At 71.4% G+C, this 18,387-nt stretch carries 16 protein-coding genes; 6 read left to right on the plus strand and 10 right to left on the minus strand.

The window, feature by feature from the left end; translation table 11 throughout:
- Positions 1–154: 154 nt before the first annotated feature.
- A complete protein-coding gene (locus tag H180DRAFT_RS04125; RefSeq protein ID WP_254665868.1) occupies positions 155–1,444 on the minus strand; it encodes an ROK family transcriptional regulator in 1,290 nt (429 codons plus the stop codon).
- 199 nt (positions 1,445–1,643) lie between these two features.
- On the opposite strand from H180DRAFT_RS04125, the gene H180DRAFT_RS04130 reads away from it, so the two are divergent.
- A complete protein-coding gene (locus tag H180DRAFT_RS04130) occupies positions 1,644–2,858 on the plus strand; it encodes a Gfo/Idh/MocA family protein (protein ID WP_055484602.1) in 1,215 nt (404 codons plus the stop codon).
- A gap of 79 nt (positions 2,859–2,937) precedes the next feature.
- Positions 2,938–3,528 carry a GNAT family N-acetyltransferase gene (locus tag H180DRAFT_RS04135; RefSeq protein ID WP_055484603.1) on the plus strand — a complete coding sequence of 197 codons (591 nt, stop codon included), beginning with the start codon at positions 2,938–2,940 and terminating at the stop codon, positions 3,526–3,528.
- A gap of 172 nt (positions 3,529–3,700) precedes the next feature.
- On the opposite strand, the gene H180DRAFT_RS04140 is transcribed toward H180DRAFT_RS04135, so the two are convergent.
- The 5 genes from H180DRAFT_RS04140 to H180DRAFT_RS04160 all read right to left on the minus strand — a co-directional run bounded on the left by H180DRAFT_RS04140 (position 3,701) and on the right by H180DRAFT_RS04160 (position 10,774).
- Entirely contained in the window at positions 3,701–5,008 is a 1,308-nt protein-coding gene (locus H180DRAFT_RS04140) for a hydroxyacid-oxoacid transhydrogenase (protein ID WP_055484604.1), read from the minus strand.
- A gap of 319 nt (positions 5,009–5,327) precedes the next feature.
- Positions 5,328–5,942 (minus strand): dihydrofolate reductase family protein, encoded by a 615-nt coding sequence (locus H180DRAFT_RS04145; protein WP_055484605.1) that lies wholly within the window; start codon positions 5,940–5,942, stop codon positions 5,328–5,330.
- Positions 5,943–6,149: 207 nt separating this feature from the next.
- Positions 6,150–8,582: an ATP-binding SpoIIE family protein phosphatase gene (locus H180DRAFT_RS04150; protein WP_055484606.1), complete on the minus strand. Its 2,433-nt coding sequence runs from the start codon at positions 8,580–8,582 to the stop codon at positions 6,150–6,152.
- A 442-nt stretch (positions 8,583–9,024) separates the two neighbouring features.
- Positions 9,025–9,414, minus strand: coding sequence for a TraR/DksA family transcriptional regulator (locus H180DRAFT_RS30260; protein ID WP_254665869.1), 390 nt, complete (start codon positions 9,412–9,414; stop codon positions 9,025–9,027).
- A gap of 454 nt (positions 9,415–9,868) precedes the next feature.
- Positions 9,869–10,774 carry an SCO1860 family LAETG-anchored protein gene (locus H180DRAFT_RS04160; protein WP_368073108.1) on the minus strand — a complete coding sequence of 302 codons (906 nt, stop codon included), beginning with the start codon at positions 10,772–10,774 and terminating at the stop codon, positions 9,869–9,871.
- 688 nt (positions 10,775–11,462) lie between these two features.
- Between H180DRAFT_RS04160 and H180DRAFT_RS04165 the strand changes: the two genes are divergently transcribed.
- A complete protein-coding gene (locus tag H180DRAFT_RS04165; protein WP_055484608.1) occupies positions 11,463–12,101 on the plus strand; it encodes a DUF4142 domain-containing protein in 639 nt (212 codons plus the stop codon).
- A gap of 653 nt (positions 12,102–12,754) precedes the next feature.
- Here H180DRAFT_RS04165 and H180DRAFT_RS04170 read toward each other — a convergent pair.
- Positions 12,755–13,069, minus strand: a complete 315-nt coding sequence (locus H180DRAFT_RS04170) for a hypothetical protein (protein WP_139151358.1) — start codon at positions 13,067–13,069, stop codon at positions 12,755–12,757.
- A gap of 297 nt (positions 13,070–13,366) precedes the next feature.
- Complete coding sequence (locus tag H180DRAFT_RS04175) at positions 13,367–13,747, minus strand: DUF6223 family protein (protein ID WP_055484610.1); 381 nt, start codon at positions 13,745–13,747, stop codon at positions 13,367–13,369.
- Positions 13,748–14,004: 257 nt separating this feature from the next.
- On the opposite strand from H180DRAFT_RS04175, the gene H180DRAFT_RS04180 reads away from it, so the two are divergent.
- Both H180DRAFT_RS04180 and H180DRAFT_RS04185 read left to right on the plus strand, forming a co-directional pair.
- Positions 14,005–15,132 carry a sensor histidine kinase gene (locus tag H180DRAFT_RS04180; RefSeq protein WP_055484611.1) on the plus strand — a complete coding sequence of 376 codons (1,128 nt, stop codon included), beginning with the start codon at positions 14,005–14,007 and terminating at the stop codon, positions 15,130–15,132.
- Positions 15,129–15,791, plus strand: coding sequence for a response regulator (locus tag H180DRAFT_RS04185; RefSeq protein WP_055484612.1), 663 nt, complete (start codon positions 15,129–15,131; stop codon positions 15,789–15,791). Before H180DRAFT_RS04180 ends, H180DRAFT_RS04185 begins: the two co-directional genes overlap by 4 nt.
- 356 nt (positions 15,792–16,147) lie before the next feature.
- Here H180DRAFT_RS04185 and H180DRAFT_RS04190 read toward each other — a convergent pair whose 3' ends face one another.
- Positions 16,148–16,594, minus strand: coding sequence for a hypothetical protein (locus tag H180DRAFT_RS04190; RefSeq protein ID WP_055484613.1), 447 nt, complete (start codon positions 16,592–16,594; stop codon positions 16,148–16,150).
- Positions 16,595–16,907: 313 nt separating this feature from the next.
- On the opposite strand from H180DRAFT_RS04190, the gene H180DRAFT_RS04195 reads away from it, so the two are divergent.
- Positions 16,908–17,186, plus strand: a complete 279-nt coding sequence (locus H180DRAFT_RS04195; protein ID WP_074466624.1) for a hypothetical protein — start codon at positions 16,908–16,910, stop codon at positions 17,184–17,186.
- Between the two features lie 136 nt (positions 17,187–17,322).
- On the opposite strand, the gene H180DRAFT_RS04200 is transcribed toward H180DRAFT_RS04195, so the two are convergent.
- A complete protein-coding gene (locus H180DRAFT_RS04200; RefSeq protein ID WP_055484614.1) occupies positions 17,323–18,366 on the minus strand; it encodes an alcohol dehydrogenase catalytic domain-containing protein in 1,044 nt (347 codons plus the stop codon).
- Positions 18,367–18,387: the final 21 nt, after the last annotated feature.

Consider the following 18,387-nt stretch of genomic DNA (forward strand, 5'->3'; position numbering starts at 1 on the left):
GAGGGACGGGGACGGGGACGGGGACGGGGACGGGGTTGGGGGCGACGGCGTGGGGTGAGGGGGCCGGACGTGGTCGGGACGTGGGCCGTGGGTCTCGGACGTCGGTCCGGACGTGTCCGGTGGTGATCGGCGGTCCGCGCTCTGCGGGACCGACTCAGCGGGTCGGGGACGGCGGCACGGAGGGCAGCGGACCGGTGGCGTCGGAGAGCAGGGCTTCGACGCTGTCGAGCGCCTTGCGCACGGCGCCCAGCGCCACGCCCTGCTCGCCCAGCGTGCTGACTGCGATGCGCGGCACGTGCAGCGGCACGTCCAGCGCGACATCCCGCAGATGCCGTGTGAGCAGCGGGGTCAGCGCCTCCCCGACGGGGGTCATCCCGCCCGAGAGAACGACGAGTTCGGGATCGACGGCGAGGAGGAGCGCGCCGATGCCGGGCGCGAGGCGGGCCGCGTAGCGGTCGAGGACGTCGAGCGCTTCCGGGTTCCCCTCGCCGGCGGCGCGGGCGAGGGCGGCGATGTCGGACCCTTCCCCTGCCTCCGGCGGGGAGACCCCAACTGCCTCCGGCGGGGAGACCTCGACTGCCTCCGGTGCGGAGACCCCAACTGCCTCCGGTGCGGAGGTCGCGGCTGCCTCCGGTGCAGAGGTCGCAAGGGGCCGTTCGCCCCGCCAGGACAGCTCCTCGTGGGCTTCGGCCAGGCCGAGCCGGCGGTGCAGCCCGAGTTCACCGGCCCAGCCGCGGTGACCGCGGTGGAGCCGGCCGCCGAGCATCACGCCGCAGGACGAACGGTGGCCGATCAGCAGACACACGACGTCGTCGGCGAGTTGTGCGGCGCCCTGCCAGTGTTCGGCGAGGGTCGCCAGGTTGACGTCGTTCTCCGCGAGTATCCGGCAGGGGAAGGATTCGCCGAGCCGTCGCGCCAGTTCGAAGTCCGACCACTCCGGCACGATCACGGAAGTGATGCGGCCCGACTCGCCGACGACTCCCGGCACCCCGACGCACAGGGCCCAGAGTTCCTCCTGGGGCACCTTCTGGTCGTCGAGGAAGCGCTCGATGCGGGCGCGGAGGAAGGCCAGGCGTTCCGCGCCGCCCATCTCCGGGTCCATTTCCTCGCGATGGCTCGCCGTGACGTCTCCGGCGAGGTCGGAGAGCAGCAGCACGACCTTGTGCAGACCGATGTCGACGCCGACGACCCGTCCCGCCTCGCCCCGGAACCGGAAACGCCGGGCCGGTCGGCCGGAGCGTCCCGCCGAGGGGTCGGACGCCTCGGTGAGCCAGCCCTGCGCGGTCAGCTCCTCGACGACCTGGTCGACCGTGGGTCGGGAGAGCCCTGTGGCGGCGGCGAGCTGACTGAGCGACTGCGGGCGGCCCGGCCCCTGGGAGCGCAGGAAGCGCAGCACGGCGATGGTGTTCAGCCGTCGCAGAGCGGCCAGATCGTGACCTCGCACCCTGTGCACCCCCTCTTTCCGTTCCCGCCCCTTCCGGCGCCTGCGGCCCGTCCTGGCAACGGAGTAACCGTCCGGCCCCGGAAGATCCGTACTGCTCGTACAACTGATTGATTGAGGACTGTTGCATAAATATGAGCGGGCGTGAAGGCTTCGGAGCGAGCAATTACGAAGGAGTCCTGAACATGAGCGAGTTCGGCCCATGACGGGCGACGACCGGACCGGCGGCGGCCTGACGGGCGACGAACTGCGGATCGGCGTCGTCGGCGTGGGAGAGCGGGCGGCGCTGGCAGCGCACGCCCACCGCCCCGGAGCCGGGGCACGGGTCGTGGCGTGCGCCGACCCGCATCCGCGCGGGCAGCAGGCGGCACGGAGACTCTTCGGCCCCGGAGTGCCCGTGCACCGGGGGCACGAGGAGATGCTGGCGGCCGGCGGGCTCGACGCGGTCATGGTCCTCTCCCCCGACCACCTCCACGCGCGGTGCGTGCTCGACGCACTGCGCGCCGGGACCGCCGTCTTCGTCGAGAAGCCGCTCGCCGTCACCACCGAGGACTGCGACCTGGTCCTGCACACCGCGAGAACGACCGGCACCCGTCTGTACGTCGGCCACAACCTCCGGCATGCGCCGTTCGCTCGCCGCATGCGGCAGCTCGTCCTGGACGGAGCGATCGGCCGCGTCCGCGCCGTGTGGTGCCGCCACTTCGTCGGCCACGGAGGCGACTTCTACTTCAAGGACTGGCACGCGGAACGACGCAACACCACAAGTCTGCTGCTCCAGAAGGGCGCTCACGACCTGGACGTCATCCACTGGCTCGCCGGGGATTCCCTGCGCCGGGTGACCGCCCTCGGCGAACTCGCCGTCTACGGAGGCATATCCGACCGGCGCGACCGAGGCGGCGAGCGCATGTCGGAGTGGAACGACCCCGACGCGAACTGGCCGCCGACCGCGCTGCGCGGACTCAACCCGGTCGTCGACGTCGAGGACATCAGCATGCTGCACGGCCGCACCGGCAACGGCGTGCTCGTCAGCTACGAGCAGTGCCACTTCACACCCGACTACTGGCGCAACTACACGGTGATCGGCGACCACGGACGCCTGGAGAACTTCGGAGACCTCGACGGAGCCGTCATCAAGGTCTGGAACTCCCGCCGTTCCGGCTACCGCGACGACGCCGACCTCACCGTCCCCGTGCCGCGGTCGGAGGAAATGCACGGCGGAGCCGACCGCCTGCTCGTGGAGGAGTTCCTCCGCTTCGCCGCGGAAGGCGGGCCGACGCAGACGTCGCCGCTCGCCGCCCGCGAGGCGGTCGCCGCGGGGCACGCGGCCACGAAGTCACTGCGCTCCGGGAGCGTTCCCGTCGAAGTCCCGTCACTTCCGGCGGAGTTGGTCTCGTACTACACCCGCGGACAGCGGTGAGAGGGGACCGGCCGAGAAAGCAACTGCCTTTGCAGGCAATCGAGTTGTGGACCGGTCCGCACCGGGGAATGATCCCCGCATGAACCGACCCGCGGAGCGGCTCCGCCACGACCGAGTGGAGCTGCGCCGCTGGCGGTACCGGGACGCCGACGTGCACTACCGCGTGGTCACCGAGTCGCTGGCACACCTTGTGCCGTGGATGCCGTGGGCCCACGACGGCTACAGCCCTGACGCGTCCCTCGAATTCGTGACCCGGTGCGAGCGTGAATGGGCCGAGGGCAAGGCGTACAACTACGCGGTGTCGGTGGACGGTTCGACGGTGGGAAGCTGCAGCCTGATGCGCCGCATCGGCCACGGCGGACTGGAGATCGGTTACTGGATCCACCCGTCGTGGACGCGGCAGGGCCTGGCGACCGCCGCCGCGGCGGCCCTGTTGCGCGAGGCGTTCTCCCTGCCCGGCATCCACGTGGTCGAGATCCACAACGACGAGGCCAACGAGGCCAGCGGCGGAGTGCCGGTGCGCCTCGGCTTCACCGAGGTCGAGCGGCGGCCCGCCATCGAAGGCCCGACCGCGCCGGGCGAGTCGGGCATCGAGGTCGTCTGGCGGGCCCTGCGCGCCCGCACGCCCCTGCCGCCCCCGGCCGCCGCCGGTCAGGTGGAGGCCGGCTGAGGGCGGAGCTGGGCGGAAGCCCGCGGGCGGGTTCCCGGACGGCGACGGGACGGGGTTCCCGTACGGCGACGGGAGGACGTGCGGCCGGGCAACGGTGCAGCGCGGCGTCGACCCGGCAGCGGGGCAACGGGGCGTCGACCGGGCAACGGTGCGGTCAACGGACGCGGCGGAGCTACCAGTTCTGCACGGAGCGCAGCAGAATGCGCTCGATCTCCTCCTCACCGACGGGGCGGGGGCAGGTGGACAGCAGCCGCTGCTGCTTCATCGTCCCCGGCACCAGATCCGGCACGTCGCTCTCGCCGTAACCCACGGCGCCGATGCCGTTGGGGATGCCGATGTCGCGCATCAGATCGACCAGCACGTGCGGCAGCTGCTCGACGGGATCGGGAAGCATCTCCGTCTGCGGCGCCAGCATCTCCGCGGCCCGCAGATGCCGTTCGGGAGCGGAGGGGAAGCTGAAGCGGAACGCCTCCGGCGCCGTCAGCGAGACCGACTGTCCGTGCGGAACCATCGGTTCGTCCTGCGGGTAGCCGGCGGGACGGTATTCCTTGACCATGCCCGCGATCGGATAGCCGTTGGCGTGCGGAATGTGCACCCCGGCGTTGCCGAAGCCCATGCCCGCGAAGGTCGCCGCCATCATCATGTCCGTACGCGCCTCGACGTCCTCGGCCCCGCTGTGCACGGCCCGGCGGAACGACTTCGCGATCAGGCCCATCGCCCTCTCGCACCACAGGTCGGAGACCGGGTTCGAACCGCAGTACGTCACCCGCTCCTCCGGCCTGTGCCGGCCGGAGTCGGCGTACCACTTGGCCGTGTACGACTCGACGGCGTGGCAGACGATGTCCATGCCCGCCGACGCGGTCACCTCGGGCGGAAGGGTCATCGTCAGCAGCGGGTCGACCACCGCGAGCGCGGGGCGCAGCCGCCAGTGGCTGATGCCGGTCTTGACCTTCATCGACAGGATGTCCAGCACGCACATCGCGGTGCTCTCGGCGCCCGTACCGGCGGTCGTCGGTACCGCCACCAGCGGCTTGAGCTGCTTCGAGGGCACTTCGGCCCGGCCGATCGGCTTGTTGACGTAGTCCATCAGCTCGCCGGAGCAGGACGTGAGCAGGTTGACCGCCTTCGCGGTGTCGATGGCCGAGCCCCCGCCGACCGCCACGAAACCGTCCCAGGGCCCCCGGGCCCGCGCGTACTCCACGGCTGTCTCGAAGGCGGCGTCGGTGGGTTCGATGTGCACGCCGTCGAAGACCTCGGCGTTGATGCCGTAGCGCTTCATGTTCTCGGCCACGCGCTGCGGAATCCCGAGAGCGGCGATCCCGGGATCGGTCAGTACGAGCACGCGTTGCGCCCCGAACTGCGCCATGTCGAACCCGATTTCGTCGGCGGCGCCGGCTCCGAACTTCAGCGGGGGTGCGCCCCAGGTGAATATCGTCTCCTCGGCCGCGTCCACCGGGTCCACGTCGCTGCCACTGCTCATCGGATGTCCGCCTCCACGCTCGCCGTTGCGGAATGAACCAGCCATTCCGCTCTCTCGACTGCGGGTGCCCCCGTGCGACCACCGCGACACGAACCCTCCGCTCCGGCCTCGCTCCACGTCCCGTGCGACCCGGGCGGCTCGCACGTGTGCGCGCGGCCCGACTCCGCGGAGCACACGGGCAGTTCGTGGCGGAACGCCTTTCGGGCGAAGCCGCAACCGGCCGGGAACGCCCGTACCGCGGGCCCGGCCGGGAACGCGGGCTGGGCGCGGGAACGTAAGACCCGGGCGCGGCTCCTGGCAGTCGCCGTCGCTGTCGCCGCTACTGCTCGCCCTGCGGCATGTGCCCCTTGGCGTCCTCGTACGTGGCGTCGCCGACCGTCGCGTCGGGCGCGTAGACGAGGTTCAGCACGCCCGTCCGGAACGTCTCCCACGAGATCAGCCTCAGCGGGAGCGGCGTCTCGGCCTCGTCGAACAGACGCATGCCCTTGCGGACCGCGATCGGGTGCACCAGGAGGTGCAGCTCGTCCAGCAGCCCGGCGGCCAGCAGCTGGCGGACGACCGAGACGGAACCGCTCATGGCGATGTCGCCGCCCGGCTCGTTCTTCAACGCCGCGACGGCTTCGGTGAGTTCGCCCGTCAGCTGCTCGGAGTTCCGCCAGTCGAAGCGGAGCTTCTGGTTCGATACGACGATCTTGCGTGCGTCACCGAGTTTCTTTGCGAAGGCGGCGTCCTCACCGCCCGCCGCCTCACGCTCCGGCCATGCGCCGGCGAAGCTGTCATAGGTCCTGCGGCCCAGGAGGAGAGTGTCGGCCGAGCCGACTGTCGCGTCGACGGCGGCGCCCATCTCGTCGTTGAAGTAAGGGAAGTGCCACTGGTCGGGCGCCTCCACCACTCCGTCCAGCGCGATGAACAACCCAGCAGCGATCTTCCTCATGATGTCCTCCGGGACGGCTTGTGGTGACCCTTCCCCCAGACCGACGGGCCGGCGCAAGAAAACTCATCGGCGGCTTGGCCTTTCGGCGGACCACCGTCACGGTCTGCCACCGTCACGGTCTGCCACCGTCACGGCCCTGCCGTTTCGTCACGGGCCGGTCCGTCCGCACCGCGCTCACACCGGGACGGCGGACATCACCGGGCCCGGTCACATCGCCAGGGGCGGCGAATGGTCGCCCGGCGGGTTCTGTTCCGCCCAGATCGTCTTGCCCTGCGCGCCGTACCGCACGCCCCAGCGCCGGCACAGCTGGGCGACGAGGAGCAGGCCGCGTCCGCCCTCGTCCATGAGACCGGCAGGACGCAGGTGCGGGGCGGCGATGCCGGTGTCGGAGACCTCGCAGATCAGTTCCCGGTCGTGGATCAGCCGCAGCCGGATCGGCGACTGGCCGTAGCGGATCGCGTTGGTGACGAGCTCGCTGACCACCAGCTCGGTGCTGAACGCCAGTTCCTCCAGCTCCCAGCGGCTCATCTGGCAGGCGACGTCGTCACGGATCCGCGCGACGACCGCCGGATCCGCCGGAAGGTCCCAGGTGGCCACCTGCGCCTGGCTCAGCTCGCGGGTGCGGGCGAGCAGCAGCGCGGCGTCGTCCCGGGGAGGATCGCGGAGCAGCGTCGCGACGACGTGGTTGCACGCCGCTTCGAGGGACTGGGACGTTCCGGCCAGCGTCCGGCGGAACAGTTCGAGCCCCTCGTCCATGTCACGGTCACGCGTCTCGATCAGGCCGTTGGTGTAGAAGGCCAGGACGCTGCCTTCCGGCAGCTCCCGCTCGGACACCTCGAACGGCATGCCGCCGACGCCCAGCGGGGGCCCGGTGGGAAGGCCGACGACCTCGACCTCCCCCGACGGCCCCACCACGAGAGGCAAGGGGTGGCCCGCGCATGCCGCGGTGCACAGCCGGGAGACCGGGTCGTACACGGCGTACAGGCAGGTCGCGCCGATGTACTTCGCACCCGCAGCACCGTCCTCGTCCGACAGGCGCGTGACCATGTCGTCGAGGCGGGTGAGCAGTTCGTCCGGCGGCAAGCCCATGTCCGCCAGCGCCCGTACGGCCGTGCGAAACCGGGCCATCGCCCCCGAGGCCTGAAGGCCGTGGCCCACCACGTCGCCGACGACGAGAGCGACGCGCGCGCTGGACAGCGGAATCACATCGAACCAGTCGCCGCCCACACCCGCCTGCTCCCGGGCGGGCAGGTAGCGGGCGGCCGTCTCGACGGCGGTCAGCTCCGGCAGCCGCTGCGGCAGCAGGTCCCGTTGCAGGGTCTCGGCCCTGTTGCGCTCCGCGATGTAGCGCCGCGCGTTGTCGAGGGAGACCCCCGCACGGGCCGTGAGCTCCTCCGCGAGCAGCATGTCGTCCTCGCTGAACGGCTCCGGGCGCCGGTGCCGCATGAAGACGGTGACTCCGAGGAGCAGCCCGCGGGCACGCATCGGCACGACCATCACGGAGTGGATCCCCTGCGAACGCAGCCGGGCGGACCGCTCGGGGTCATGAGGCGCCCACCTCGCCAGCAGGTCACGGCTCGCATCCGCAGTGGTCGTCCTTCTCCCGTCCAGCGACTGGACGAGGGCCGACAGCTGCGGATAGGTGATCACGTCCCCGGGCACGACCAGGTCCTCGGGCTTCCCGCCCGTCACGGACCGCTGGCCCGCACGGCGCAGCACGACAGGCCCCGCGCGGGCACCGGGGGGCGGCTCCTCACCGCGTTCCAGGAACGTGAGCAGGTCGACGCTGACGAAGTCCGCGAACTCCGGGACGGCGACGTCGGAGAGCTGCTGCGCGGTGCGGCTGATGTCGAGGGTGGTCCCGATGCGGGTTCCGGCCTTGTTCAGGACCAGCAGCCGCTGCTGCGCCGCGTACTGTTCCGTCTGTTCCTGCGCGCTGAAGCACACTCCCCGCAGCCGGCCGTTCTCGTCCTTCGAGGGAGCGACCCACACCGACCAGGCGTGCTCCCGGTCCTCGCCCGGCACCCACAGGAACATGCTCAGATGCCGGCGCTCGTCCTTCCGCATCGCCTCTCGCATCGCCTCCTCGACGCTGCCCGGTTCGGGCTGCGCCGAGAGCATCTCCGAGGGACGCAGCCCTTGAAGCTGTTCCTGGGTGAGGCCGACGGCGCGTTCCATGTCGGCGTTCGCCCTCACCAGCAGCAGATCCGTGTCGAAGAGCGCGAGGATGCAGGGGAACTCGCCGAATCCCCACCTCATCAGCGTCTCGTCCTGGTGCGGGATCAGCCGTGAGCCCGCGACGCGCACCACGAGCCATTCCGCTCCGGAGGGCGTCTCCCGGCGGCGCGCCAGCAGCCCCACGCGCACGTCGAAACCGTTCCGGTGCCGCAGGACGGCGTGCCCGCTCCAGCTTCGTGTGCCGGGGGCCGGGCCGTCCGGCTGGTCGGCGTGCTCTGCCAACAACTCGGCGCCGTCCCGTCCGACGATCTCCTCCCGGCGGTGGCCGAGCAGGCGGCGGGCACCCTCGCTCCACGCGGTCACCCTGCCCCGCTCGTCGAGTACGGCCGTGGCAGGGGTCGCCGCGTCGTCGCTCTCCCAGGGCTCGTCGCGTCGCGAAGCCGCCGTGTCTTGCCGCGTCATCACCGCCCTCTTCCCACGGCGCGGAGGGCGAGGCGGCAGGGCCCGCCTCCGGGCCGCTGCTTCCAGCCTGCACCACCTCTGCGACAACGGCAGCCCGCGCCGGGGGAAGCCCTGGCCGCGCGGGGTGGAGCCGTGCCCCGGGGGTCCGGGGCGGCGGCCGGGCCGGGCAGGGCGGCCGGTACGGAGGGTGAGCGATGCTCACCAGTGGCGAGGGCCGCCGCTGGACGACGTTCGCCCGGGGAGGACGGTCAAGCCGGGAGGACACTCGCCCCGGGTAGGACGCCCGGCCCGGGGAGGACGCCCGGCCCGGGGAGGACACTCGCACCGGGTGGGCATCTCGCTCCGGTGACCGAAGGGCCTCCGGCTCGGAAGACCCGGGTTCAGGCAGGTCCCGGTTCAGGCAGGCCGCGGCTCAGGCAGGCCCAGGCTCGGAGGCCCCGGATCAAGAAGGCTTGGCCGCGCAGTCGATGCAGCGCCTGGCCGTCGGCCGTGCGGCGAGCCGTGCCACCGGGATGGGACGGCCGCAGAGTTCGCAGAGCCAGTACTCACCGGTGCGCAGCCGCTCGGCGGCCGTGTCGAGCTCCGCCAGGTCCGCGCGCGCCTGCTTGAGCGCGTCCCGCAGCTGAGCACGTTCGAACGCGACCGTCGCCCCCTCGGGATCGTGCTCGTCGTCGATGTTGGCCTGCGCGGACGCTTCGACGACGCCCTCCCACAGGCGCGTCAGCGAGGCCACCAGCCGCTCGTTCCCCGACCTGGCCTCGTCGATCCGCTCGGCCGCCTCCCGCCGCTGCTGCGGCGAGGGATCCTTGGCGTTCTCAGGACGTTTCTCCACACGGGCAGAAGCAAATCCCTGCTGTGCGCTGTTCCTGCAGGCCACGGATTTGGCAGGTTCTTGGCACTTGGTGGCAGCCCGGGGGCACCTTGGTGGCAGTCCGGTGGCACCCTTCGTCCTGGGAGCAGCACCGTGGCTCGCTCCGGGGAGCGCCACCCCGGCCCCGGGAGCCCCGTGACAGCCGGAACGGCACTTTCGTGCCCGTCGGCACTTTCGTGCCCGCCGCCGGCACTTCGCAGTGAGGACAGCGGCGAGCCCCCTGAACATCCCGGGCCGGGCCCGCCCCGGCATGCCCACCGGAGAGCCCGCCCACGCACACCGAGGCCCACCGCACCTCGGGGGAAGGATGCGGTGGGCCCCGGGGGGAAGGGGACCGGTCGCCGCGCGGACTCGCGGTCCGCGCGGTACGCGCGGTCCGCGCGGTCCGCGCGGTAGGGCCGGTCCCGTCTGCGTGTCAGCTGCTGCGGGCAGCGCTGCGGCGGCGGATCAGGTACATCCCGCCACCACCGGCGACGAGGAGCGCGCCGACGCCGGCAATGATCGGCGTGGCGGAGTTGCCTCCGGTCTCGGCGAGGCCGCCGTCGTCGTCGTCACCGGTCTGCGGGCCGGGGTCGTTGCCGCCGGCTCCGCCGCCGTCGCCCTTGGGCGTCTCGCAGGTGGCCTCGGAGAGCACGATCTCACCGGCCGCCTTCACGATGTTGAGGTTGGCCGGGTTCACCTCGTACGACAGCTTCAGCGCCGTGGCGGCCCCCGACGCGGCCTCCGTCGTGGTCTCCTCCAGGGCGATGTCGACGGTTCCCACGCCGGGCACCTCGACCTTCTGGCTGCCGACGCCGTTGACCTCGACGGGCTTCCCGAGGACGGAGACGTTCTCCAGGTCGGCCTTGGCGGTGGGCTTCTCGCCCGCCTTGCACAGGGCGGTGGCGGTGAGAAGGTCGGCGCTCACCAGCGGCTTGGTCGGCAGGCCGGGCGCGAAGGCGCGGAGACCGGCGAGCTTGACGTTGCCCACGGACCGCTCGGTCCCGGCCTTGGCGCCGGAGTGGGCCACCTCGGCCTGGACCAGCTTCAGGGGCTGGCCCTTGTTGGCGCCGTTCACCTCGGCGGTCAGCAGCGTCTCGTCAGCGTCCTGCGGCGCACTGACGGAGTTGAGGGAGGCCCGGACCGGAACCTTGGCGGCGTTCACGACCGAGACGTTCAGGTCTGCGCGGGCCGCGACGGCGGTGGCCTTGCCGTTCTTGCCGGAGTGCCCGTCCGCGGGGGCGGCGTGAGCCGGGGCGGAGATCATCGCGCCACCGACGAGGGTTGCGGTACCCAGGAGTGCTGCCCGGCGTGCCCGCCGGCTCAAGACATGCGTGATCAACTAGGGAAACCTTCCAGGGGACATGGAGCCGCCGAGGACGCTGAACTAAGGGGACAGCAGGGCCGGTCGGGGCTTGGTCCGGGGAACTATGCCGCCCCGGCGATCGCCGTGCAACTCCGGGTAACCCTATTTAGTGAAAGGCCGTCAGTAGTTTCGAAGCCCGCCCCGCCCTTCCATTTTCCCGACGCATACCGGTGCATCCCCCGCCGGTTTTCTTCTTCGTTCCTCCACCGGTCGCCCCGTGTCCCACCGGCCCCTGTTCGTCCTCGCGGGACGCGCCCCGGAGCCGCCGGCCCGGGCGTCCCCCCGTCGGCCGGCCCACCGTCATCGACGGCACGGCCGCCGACTTCTGCTCGAACACCCCCGTCCGGCGGCCGTGTTCCGTACCCGTTCGCCGATCGTTACCGTCCCGCGCTGCCATGGCCACGATCCGCAGGCCTCCAGCTCTCGGAGCGGCGGCCGCCGCGCGCCGCCCGCGGCCTGACACCCGGAAGCATCCCGGTGGAGCCGCGGACCGGGTCGGCACGGGCGCCGGTCGCCACCCGGAGCCCCTCCGATTCCCGTTTCCTCATAGCAGCGTTGGACCCGGCGGAAACAGTTCTTGTCCGGTCGGGAGAATGCCCGGCCGCATCCCCGCCCGCCTCGCTAATCTCAGGCGCACTGGAAGCCGTGCGTTGAGAGGTGGCCGATGAAGTCCAGCATGCTGACGGGACGGGCGATCGGCACCGTCCTGATCGTGGTCGCACTCGTGGCGACGCTCGCCGCCCTGGTGATGCCCTCCAAATGGTTCGAGGGAAACCGTGCCACCGCGCTCGCCAGGGCCGGATGGCAGGACGACGGCAGGGGAACCTGGAAGTCGAAGTACGGGCCGCTGACGCCGATGGACCGTGACTTCATCCGCAAGGTCCGCTCCGCCGGTCTGTGGGAAGGACCTGCCGGCCGCTCCGCGCAGGAACGGGGAACCACGGAGTCGGTACGGATCGCAGGTGACCATCTCGTGGACGGGCATGAGGAGTTGGACAAGCGCGCCATCGCGTGCAGCCGTGCGATGAACGTTTCGCTGCCGAACCAGCCGACGGGCTCGCAGCGCAAATACCTCAACGACATGGACACCTCCTCCGGCAAGGACTTCGACAAGATCTTCGTCGCCCATACCCGGAAGCAGCACGGTGTCGTCTTCGGCCTCGTGGGCCTCGTACGCGACCAGACCCGCAACTCGATGGTGCGCTCGCTGGCCACCCGCGCCAACACCATCGTCCTCGACCACATCACGGTCCTGGAGGACACGGGCCTGGTGAAGTTCGAGGAACTGAACGACGTGAAGTGACGGGCGCGTTGAAGCCGGCGTGATCGGCAGACTGCTCCGGAGGAACTGATGTCCTGAGTGCGGGCCACCTGCAGGTGGCCCGCACTCAGGACTTGCCGCGGACTTGCGGCTTTCATGCCGTCGATGACCCGCCTCACTGATTCCGGGCTGACCCGCGGATCAGCGCCGCCCCCGTTGCTCATGTCCCCCTCCGCATCTGGCTGGTCGTCGCACGGTCACCCCGCGGAACGCCGGCCCGCACTGCTCCTTCGGCCGCTTTGAAGCAGCAGTGCGGGGCCGGCGCCCTCGCCGCTCGTCCGGCCCGCTCATGCATCGTCGGGCTCCCCCCACTCGGCCCGACTGTGCGACGAACGGCTCCGGCGAGGGCGACCCCCCGGTGCCGGCCACTGTGCTGGGCTTGATTGGGCGTAGCGCTGGGCGAGGCACTGGACAGCACACTGGTGCGGGCACGACTGAACCTGTTGTGCTCTCCAGGGCCTCGTGCCGGACGGGCCGCCGACGGCTCCTGCCCCGACGGGTCCCGGTCCCTGGCAGAAAGCAGAGGGCCGGGCAGAGGCAGTGTCCGCCGCTTCGGAATCCCGGGCGATCCTCGCCGAACTCGGTGTTTCCTGAGAGTTCGGGCCGGGACCGAGGACGCACGGAGGCCGGCACCGTCACCGCGAGCGGAAGGCGGGCCGGCTCCTGACCGCGGCGACGACGAACACCGCGAGGACGGTGAAGGCGAGCAGGTAGGCCAGCACACCGGACGCGGCGTCGAGCGCCCGGGTCAGGACGGTGTCGGAGTAGAAGTCCGGCACCTCGGTGAGGGCGGCTATGCCGAGCATGGCGCCACTGACGATCATGCAGGCCGTACACAGCACCAGCCGCAGGAGCGTTCTGCTGCTGCGGAAGAACTCCAGCACGTACAGCAGCATCAGGAACCCCACGATGTAGAACAACCACGCGCCGACGATGAGAAGTTGACTCAACACGGGGGCCTCCGGCGTCACGTCTGGGGGGAGGGCCCATACGGTAGCGCTTCCGCCGCGTCAGCGACCCCGGAGGTGGCCGCTCATGTGCCCACGGGTGCGTGCCGGTGCGCACCTGCCGCTCCGCGGGCCGCACCCCCGCGGGCCCCGCCCCGCTGCGCCGGCACCAGGGCACCCGTCCAGTCCGAGGACCGGACCCTCCACCGAACCGGTGCGATGCCGTTCCCGGAACGCCCGTGCTCCGCGTCGTCCGCCCGGTCCCGGGGCAGGCCCGACGCGCGCCCGGATGCGTTGCCGTCAGCCGGTGCGGCGGGAGCGGGTGAGGGCGAGCCGGCCGAGGATCAGGCCGGTCAGCCCCAGCACCAGGGCCAGGGCGCCGGCGACGACTCCGTTCCCGGTGCCGGGACCGCCGTCGGCGACGGTCAGGTTCAGCGCGCCTCCGGCCAGAGCGATGGCCCCTGTCACCAGGGCCACCACGGCGCGCCTTCTCCCGCCGTCGCCGGTACGGCGGGCGGAACGGGCCAGCGCCAGCCCGCCGACGACGGCGCCGGCCAGCCCCAGCAACGCGACCGAGGTGGCCCAGAACCGCGCGGAGGTCAGGCCGTACACAGGGTCGGCGGCGGACTGGACCGCGACGTATCCGGCTGCCCGTGCGGCGACCACGAATGAGACTGACATGAGGTCCTCCTTCTCCTGCCGGCTTCTCCTGCTGCCATCTCCCGCTGCCTTCTCCTGCTGCGGCTGGACTTCGTCCGATCGTGTCCGTCCGGCCCACCGCCGGTCGTCCGGCGGACGCAGACACTTCGCGCTGCCGCCGGGGCGGTATCCGCCTGCCGCCGGCACCGCAGGCGCCGCGCGGATACCGCGTCCGCAGTAGGCGGTTGCTCGTCCGCGAGGGGGACTCGCCCGCGGCGGCGCCCGGCTAGGGTGCGCACATGCCTGCGGGTGGGCCCGGTGTACGGGCCGGTGTCATCGACTGGGCGATCGCAGTCGGCGTGACTGTGGCGCTCCTGGTCACCGCGCTGTCCGTACGGCAGCCCGCCACGGGCGCCGATCTGCTCGGGTACGCGCTGCTGACGGTCGGCGGGCTGGCCCCGGCCGCGCGCCGGCGGGCTCCGGTCGTCGTCCTGGCCGTCACCGGGCTGTGCTCCGCGGGATACCAGGCGGCCGGTCTCGACGTGCCCGCCGTCGCATACCTGTTCGCTGTGTACGCGGCCGTACGGGCCGGACATCACGCCGCTGCGGTGGTGGCGAGCGTGGTCATGCTGGCCTTGCTCCCGCTCGCGGCCATGGTCTCGGGCCTGCACGACACGGGCGAGGCGTTCGCACAAGCCCGGGGCGCCCTTGAGCTGGCCTGGCTGATCGCGGCAGGCGCCGCGGGTGAGGCGCTGCGGCAGGCCGAGCGGCGGGCGGACGAGGCCGAGCGCACCCGCGAGGAGACCGCGCGGCGCCGCGCGGACGAGGAGCGGCTGCACATCGCCCGGGAGCTCCACGATTCGCTCACCCATCAGATCTCGGTCGTCAAGGTGCAGGCCGAAGTCGCCGTCCACGTGGCACGCAAGCGCGGTGAACAGGTGCCCGAGACCCTGCTGGCGATCCAGGAGGCCGGACGCGAGGCGAGCCGGGAGCTGCGCGCGACTCTGGAGGCGCTGCGCGACGACGGCACGGACCCGCCGCGCGGCCTCGGCGAGGTCCCGGAACTGGTGGAACGGGCAAGCAGGGCCGGCCTGGAGGCGACGCTGACGGTTGAGGGAGAGCGGCACCACGTGCCCGCCGCGGTGGGCCGGAGCGTCTACCGCATCGTTCAGGAGTCGCTGACCAACGTCGCCCGTCACGCGGACGCCGGCACGGCGTCGGTCCGTATCGAATGCCGCCCGGACGTCCTCGCGATACGCATCGACGACGACGGCAAGGCCACACCGGTGACCACGCCGACTCCCGGCGTCGGGCTGCTGGGCATGCGCGAACGCGTCACCGCCCTCGGCGGCCGGCTGCGTGCGGAACCGCGCGACGAGGGCGGCTTCACCGTCCAGGCCGAACTCCCCCTGGACCGGACGTCGTGATCCGTGTCCTGCTGGTCGACGACCAGCCGCTCATCCGCAGCGGATTCCGTGCGCTTCTCGATCTCGAGGACGACATCGAGGTGGTGGCCGAAGCCGCCGACGGCGGCGAAGGCCTGGAACTCGCCAGGGAACACGTGCCCGACGTCGCGCTCGTCGACATCCGGATGCCCGTCGTCGACGGCATCGAGGCGACCCGGCGCATCGCCGCAGACCCGGCTCTGGCCGCGGTGCACGTCGTCATCCTGACCAACTACGGCCTGGACGAATACGTCTTCGACGCGCTGCGCTCCGGCGCTGCCGGATTCCTGGTGAAGGACATCGTGCCGAGGGACTTCCTGCACGCCGTACGCGTCGCCGCGCGCGGCGACGCCCTGCTCGCACCCTCGATCACGCGCAAGCTGATCAACCGGTACGTCAGCCGGCCGCTCCCCACCGGCACCGGGACGGGGCTGGAGGAGCTGACCGGCCGCGAACGCGAGGCCGTCGCACTGGTCGCGCAGGGCCTGTCCAACGACGAGATCGCGGGGCGTCTGGTGATCAGCCCGCTGACCGCGAAAACCCACATCAACCGGGCCATGACCAAGCTCCGGGCCCGCGACCGCGCCCAACTCGTCGTCCTCGCCTACGAATCCGGACTGGTGGCCCCGCGAAACCGCTGACCGCGCACATCCTCTGACGGGCCCCGCAGCCGGTGTCGCAACGCCGAACCGCCGGCAGCGTGCCCGCGTCCTCATCCACAACCGTCACCCGCACGGGAGAGCGACCATGACGGACACGGACGTTGAACAGACCGGCGAACAGGCACATCCCCGAGCGACCTGGTGGGCGGCGCTCGGTGGGCGAGGAGAGTCAGGGCACGAAGCAGCCCCCTGCCCGCCCTGTGCCCCGGGCACCAGGAAGCCGCGGGGAAACCGCGGTGCCCGCCGGGCAGGCACCACGACAACGGGTCCGCCCAACTCGTGTGGGTGCTGGCCGTGTTGCCCGGGGCGTGCACTGCGCCTCCGACTCCTGGGCTTCAGAGCGCTGCTGTGCGGTCGAACTCAGTGATATTGAGCTTGATGCCCTTTGCGCTCTCAAGAGTTGTGGGGGTCTCTCCCTTGGTGGTCTGGCCGGGTTGCACATTCGTCGCCAATTCGGTGCTGTTCTCCAGCCGAGTTCCGTTGGCGTCGACTGCCTCCCAGTCCCACTCGTAGTCGGATTTCTCGCTGCTGTTGTTCTTGATCGTCCATGCGATCCAGATTTCAGGAACGCCGGCCTTCGAGCGGTCGTCGAGGCGGAAGCTGACGAGGTCCGCCCGTTCGCTCTTCTTCGGCTCCTTCTTCGACGGTGTCGGGGACGGCTCCGCGCTGGTGGTGTCTTCCGGTGCAGGGGGCCGGTCCTGGTCGTCGCCGCACGCCGTTCCCAGGGTCAGAGCCCCGATCGCCCCCAGAGTTGCGAGCCCCGATGTGATGGTCCGGTTCATTGCCCGCTCCTTCCTCGCTCACTGATCGGAGCACACCTGCTCACAGAGTGCGACAACCGGTTACGTTCCGCGAGTCGATCAGTTACGTAACCCCTCAGCTACCACGGAAGGACGAACATCCTGAGCTCTCACGGGAGGACGGAGGTCGGCAATTCACGCGCAGTCACTATCCCGGAATAATTGTCCGTTTTGTTACAATTGCATTGCTCGGGATTTACGAATGCCGGAGTGCAAAATGGTTCGTCACCATGGACGTCATGCCGCACACTCCACGGCAACGGCCCCAGCCCCTCAGCCTCAATGGGGCCATGCGGTGCAGGTGGACAGTCGCGCCTCAGCACCTCGAACCGAAACGCCGGCCTCGCCGCCGAAGCGTAAGAAGCGCCGGGTCTTCCTCTGGACATTCCTGGTTGTCCAGCTTCTCTTTCTGATTTGGCTGATCTCCGCACTGGTCGTCGTCGGCGGAGCGCCGGATGCGGCTGCCGGAGCGGGCGCCACCATCGGAGCTGGTCTCGTCGTTGCGTTCTGGGTGGCAGTGGACTTCATCTTGGCTGTCTCTTATTGGATCTACCGGGTGGCGAAGAGGGGCTGACAGGACCCCGCTCGGCGTCCCTCAGCTGCAAGCCGGCCGTTCCGGTTCGCACGGCAGGTCGCTTCGGCTCCCCCGACGACACCCGGCTCCCCCCGGCGACACCCGGCGACGGCCCCGCCGCCGGGCGTCGTGCCCGTCAGGGGCGCAGGAGCGGTTTGACGCAGTGCCGGGCGTCCATGGCGTGGAACGCTTTCGGCGCGTCGGTCAGCGGGAAGACCGCGTCGAAGACGCGCTCGGGCCGCAGGGTGCGGTCGAGTACGTCGCCGAGCAGGCCGGGCATCGTGGCGCGCACGTTCGCGCCGCCGCCACTGAGGGAGAGGTTCTTGCCGAACGGTTCCCACAGCGGCAGCGTCACGTCCCAGGGCAGGCCCACGTAGCCGATCCGGCCTCCCGGCCGTGCGCACCCGATCGCCTGCCGCACCGACTGGAGGGTGCCGACCGCCTCGATGACGTGTCCGGCGCCGCCGTCGAGGAGGTCGGCGACCTCCGCCGCGCCCTCCTCGCCCCGGCCGGCGACCACGTCGGTGGCACCGTGGGCGCGGGCGAGTTCCTGCCGCCGCGGGTCGCGCGACATGACCACGATCCGCCCGGCCCCCAGCCTGCGGGAGGCCAGGACCGCGCACTGGCCCACGGCGCCGTCCCCGACGACCACGACCGTGACCCCCGGGCCCACCCCCGCGTGCACGGCGGCTTCGTGTCCCGTGGAGAGCACGTCGGTCAGGGCAAGAAGCGGCGGAACCAGGTCGTCGGGTGGCGGCTCCGAGACGGTCAGCAGGGTGGTGCCGGCCAGCGGCACGCGGACGAACTCGGCCTGACCGCCGTCGAGCGCCGAGCCGTCCGGCCCGAACTCGCCGAACAACTGGCCCCGTTCGCAGGCGACGGGCACCCCGCGGCGGCAGTGCGGGCAGCTGCCGTCGGCGGTGCTGAACGGGGCGAGGACGAACTGCCCCGGGCGCAGGCCGGCCACATCGGCGCCCACCTCCTCGACGACCCCGACGAATTCGTGACCGCTGCGGACCGGCCGCGGCAGCGGCGAGAGGCCCCGCAGCACGGAAAGGTCCGACCCGCAGACGCCGGCCGCCACCACCCGCACCAGCGCGTCCGTCGGCTCCTCGACGCGGGGTTCGGGCACCTCCTCGACACGTACGTCGCCCGGGGCGTGAATGACCACGGCTCGCACAGCGTGTCCTCCCTTCAGATA

This window comes from Streptomyces sp. WMMB 322 (assembly GCF_900090145.1).
Taxonomy (GTDB): Bacteria; Actinomycetota; Actinomycetes; order Streptomycetales; family Streptomycetaceae; genus Streptomyces.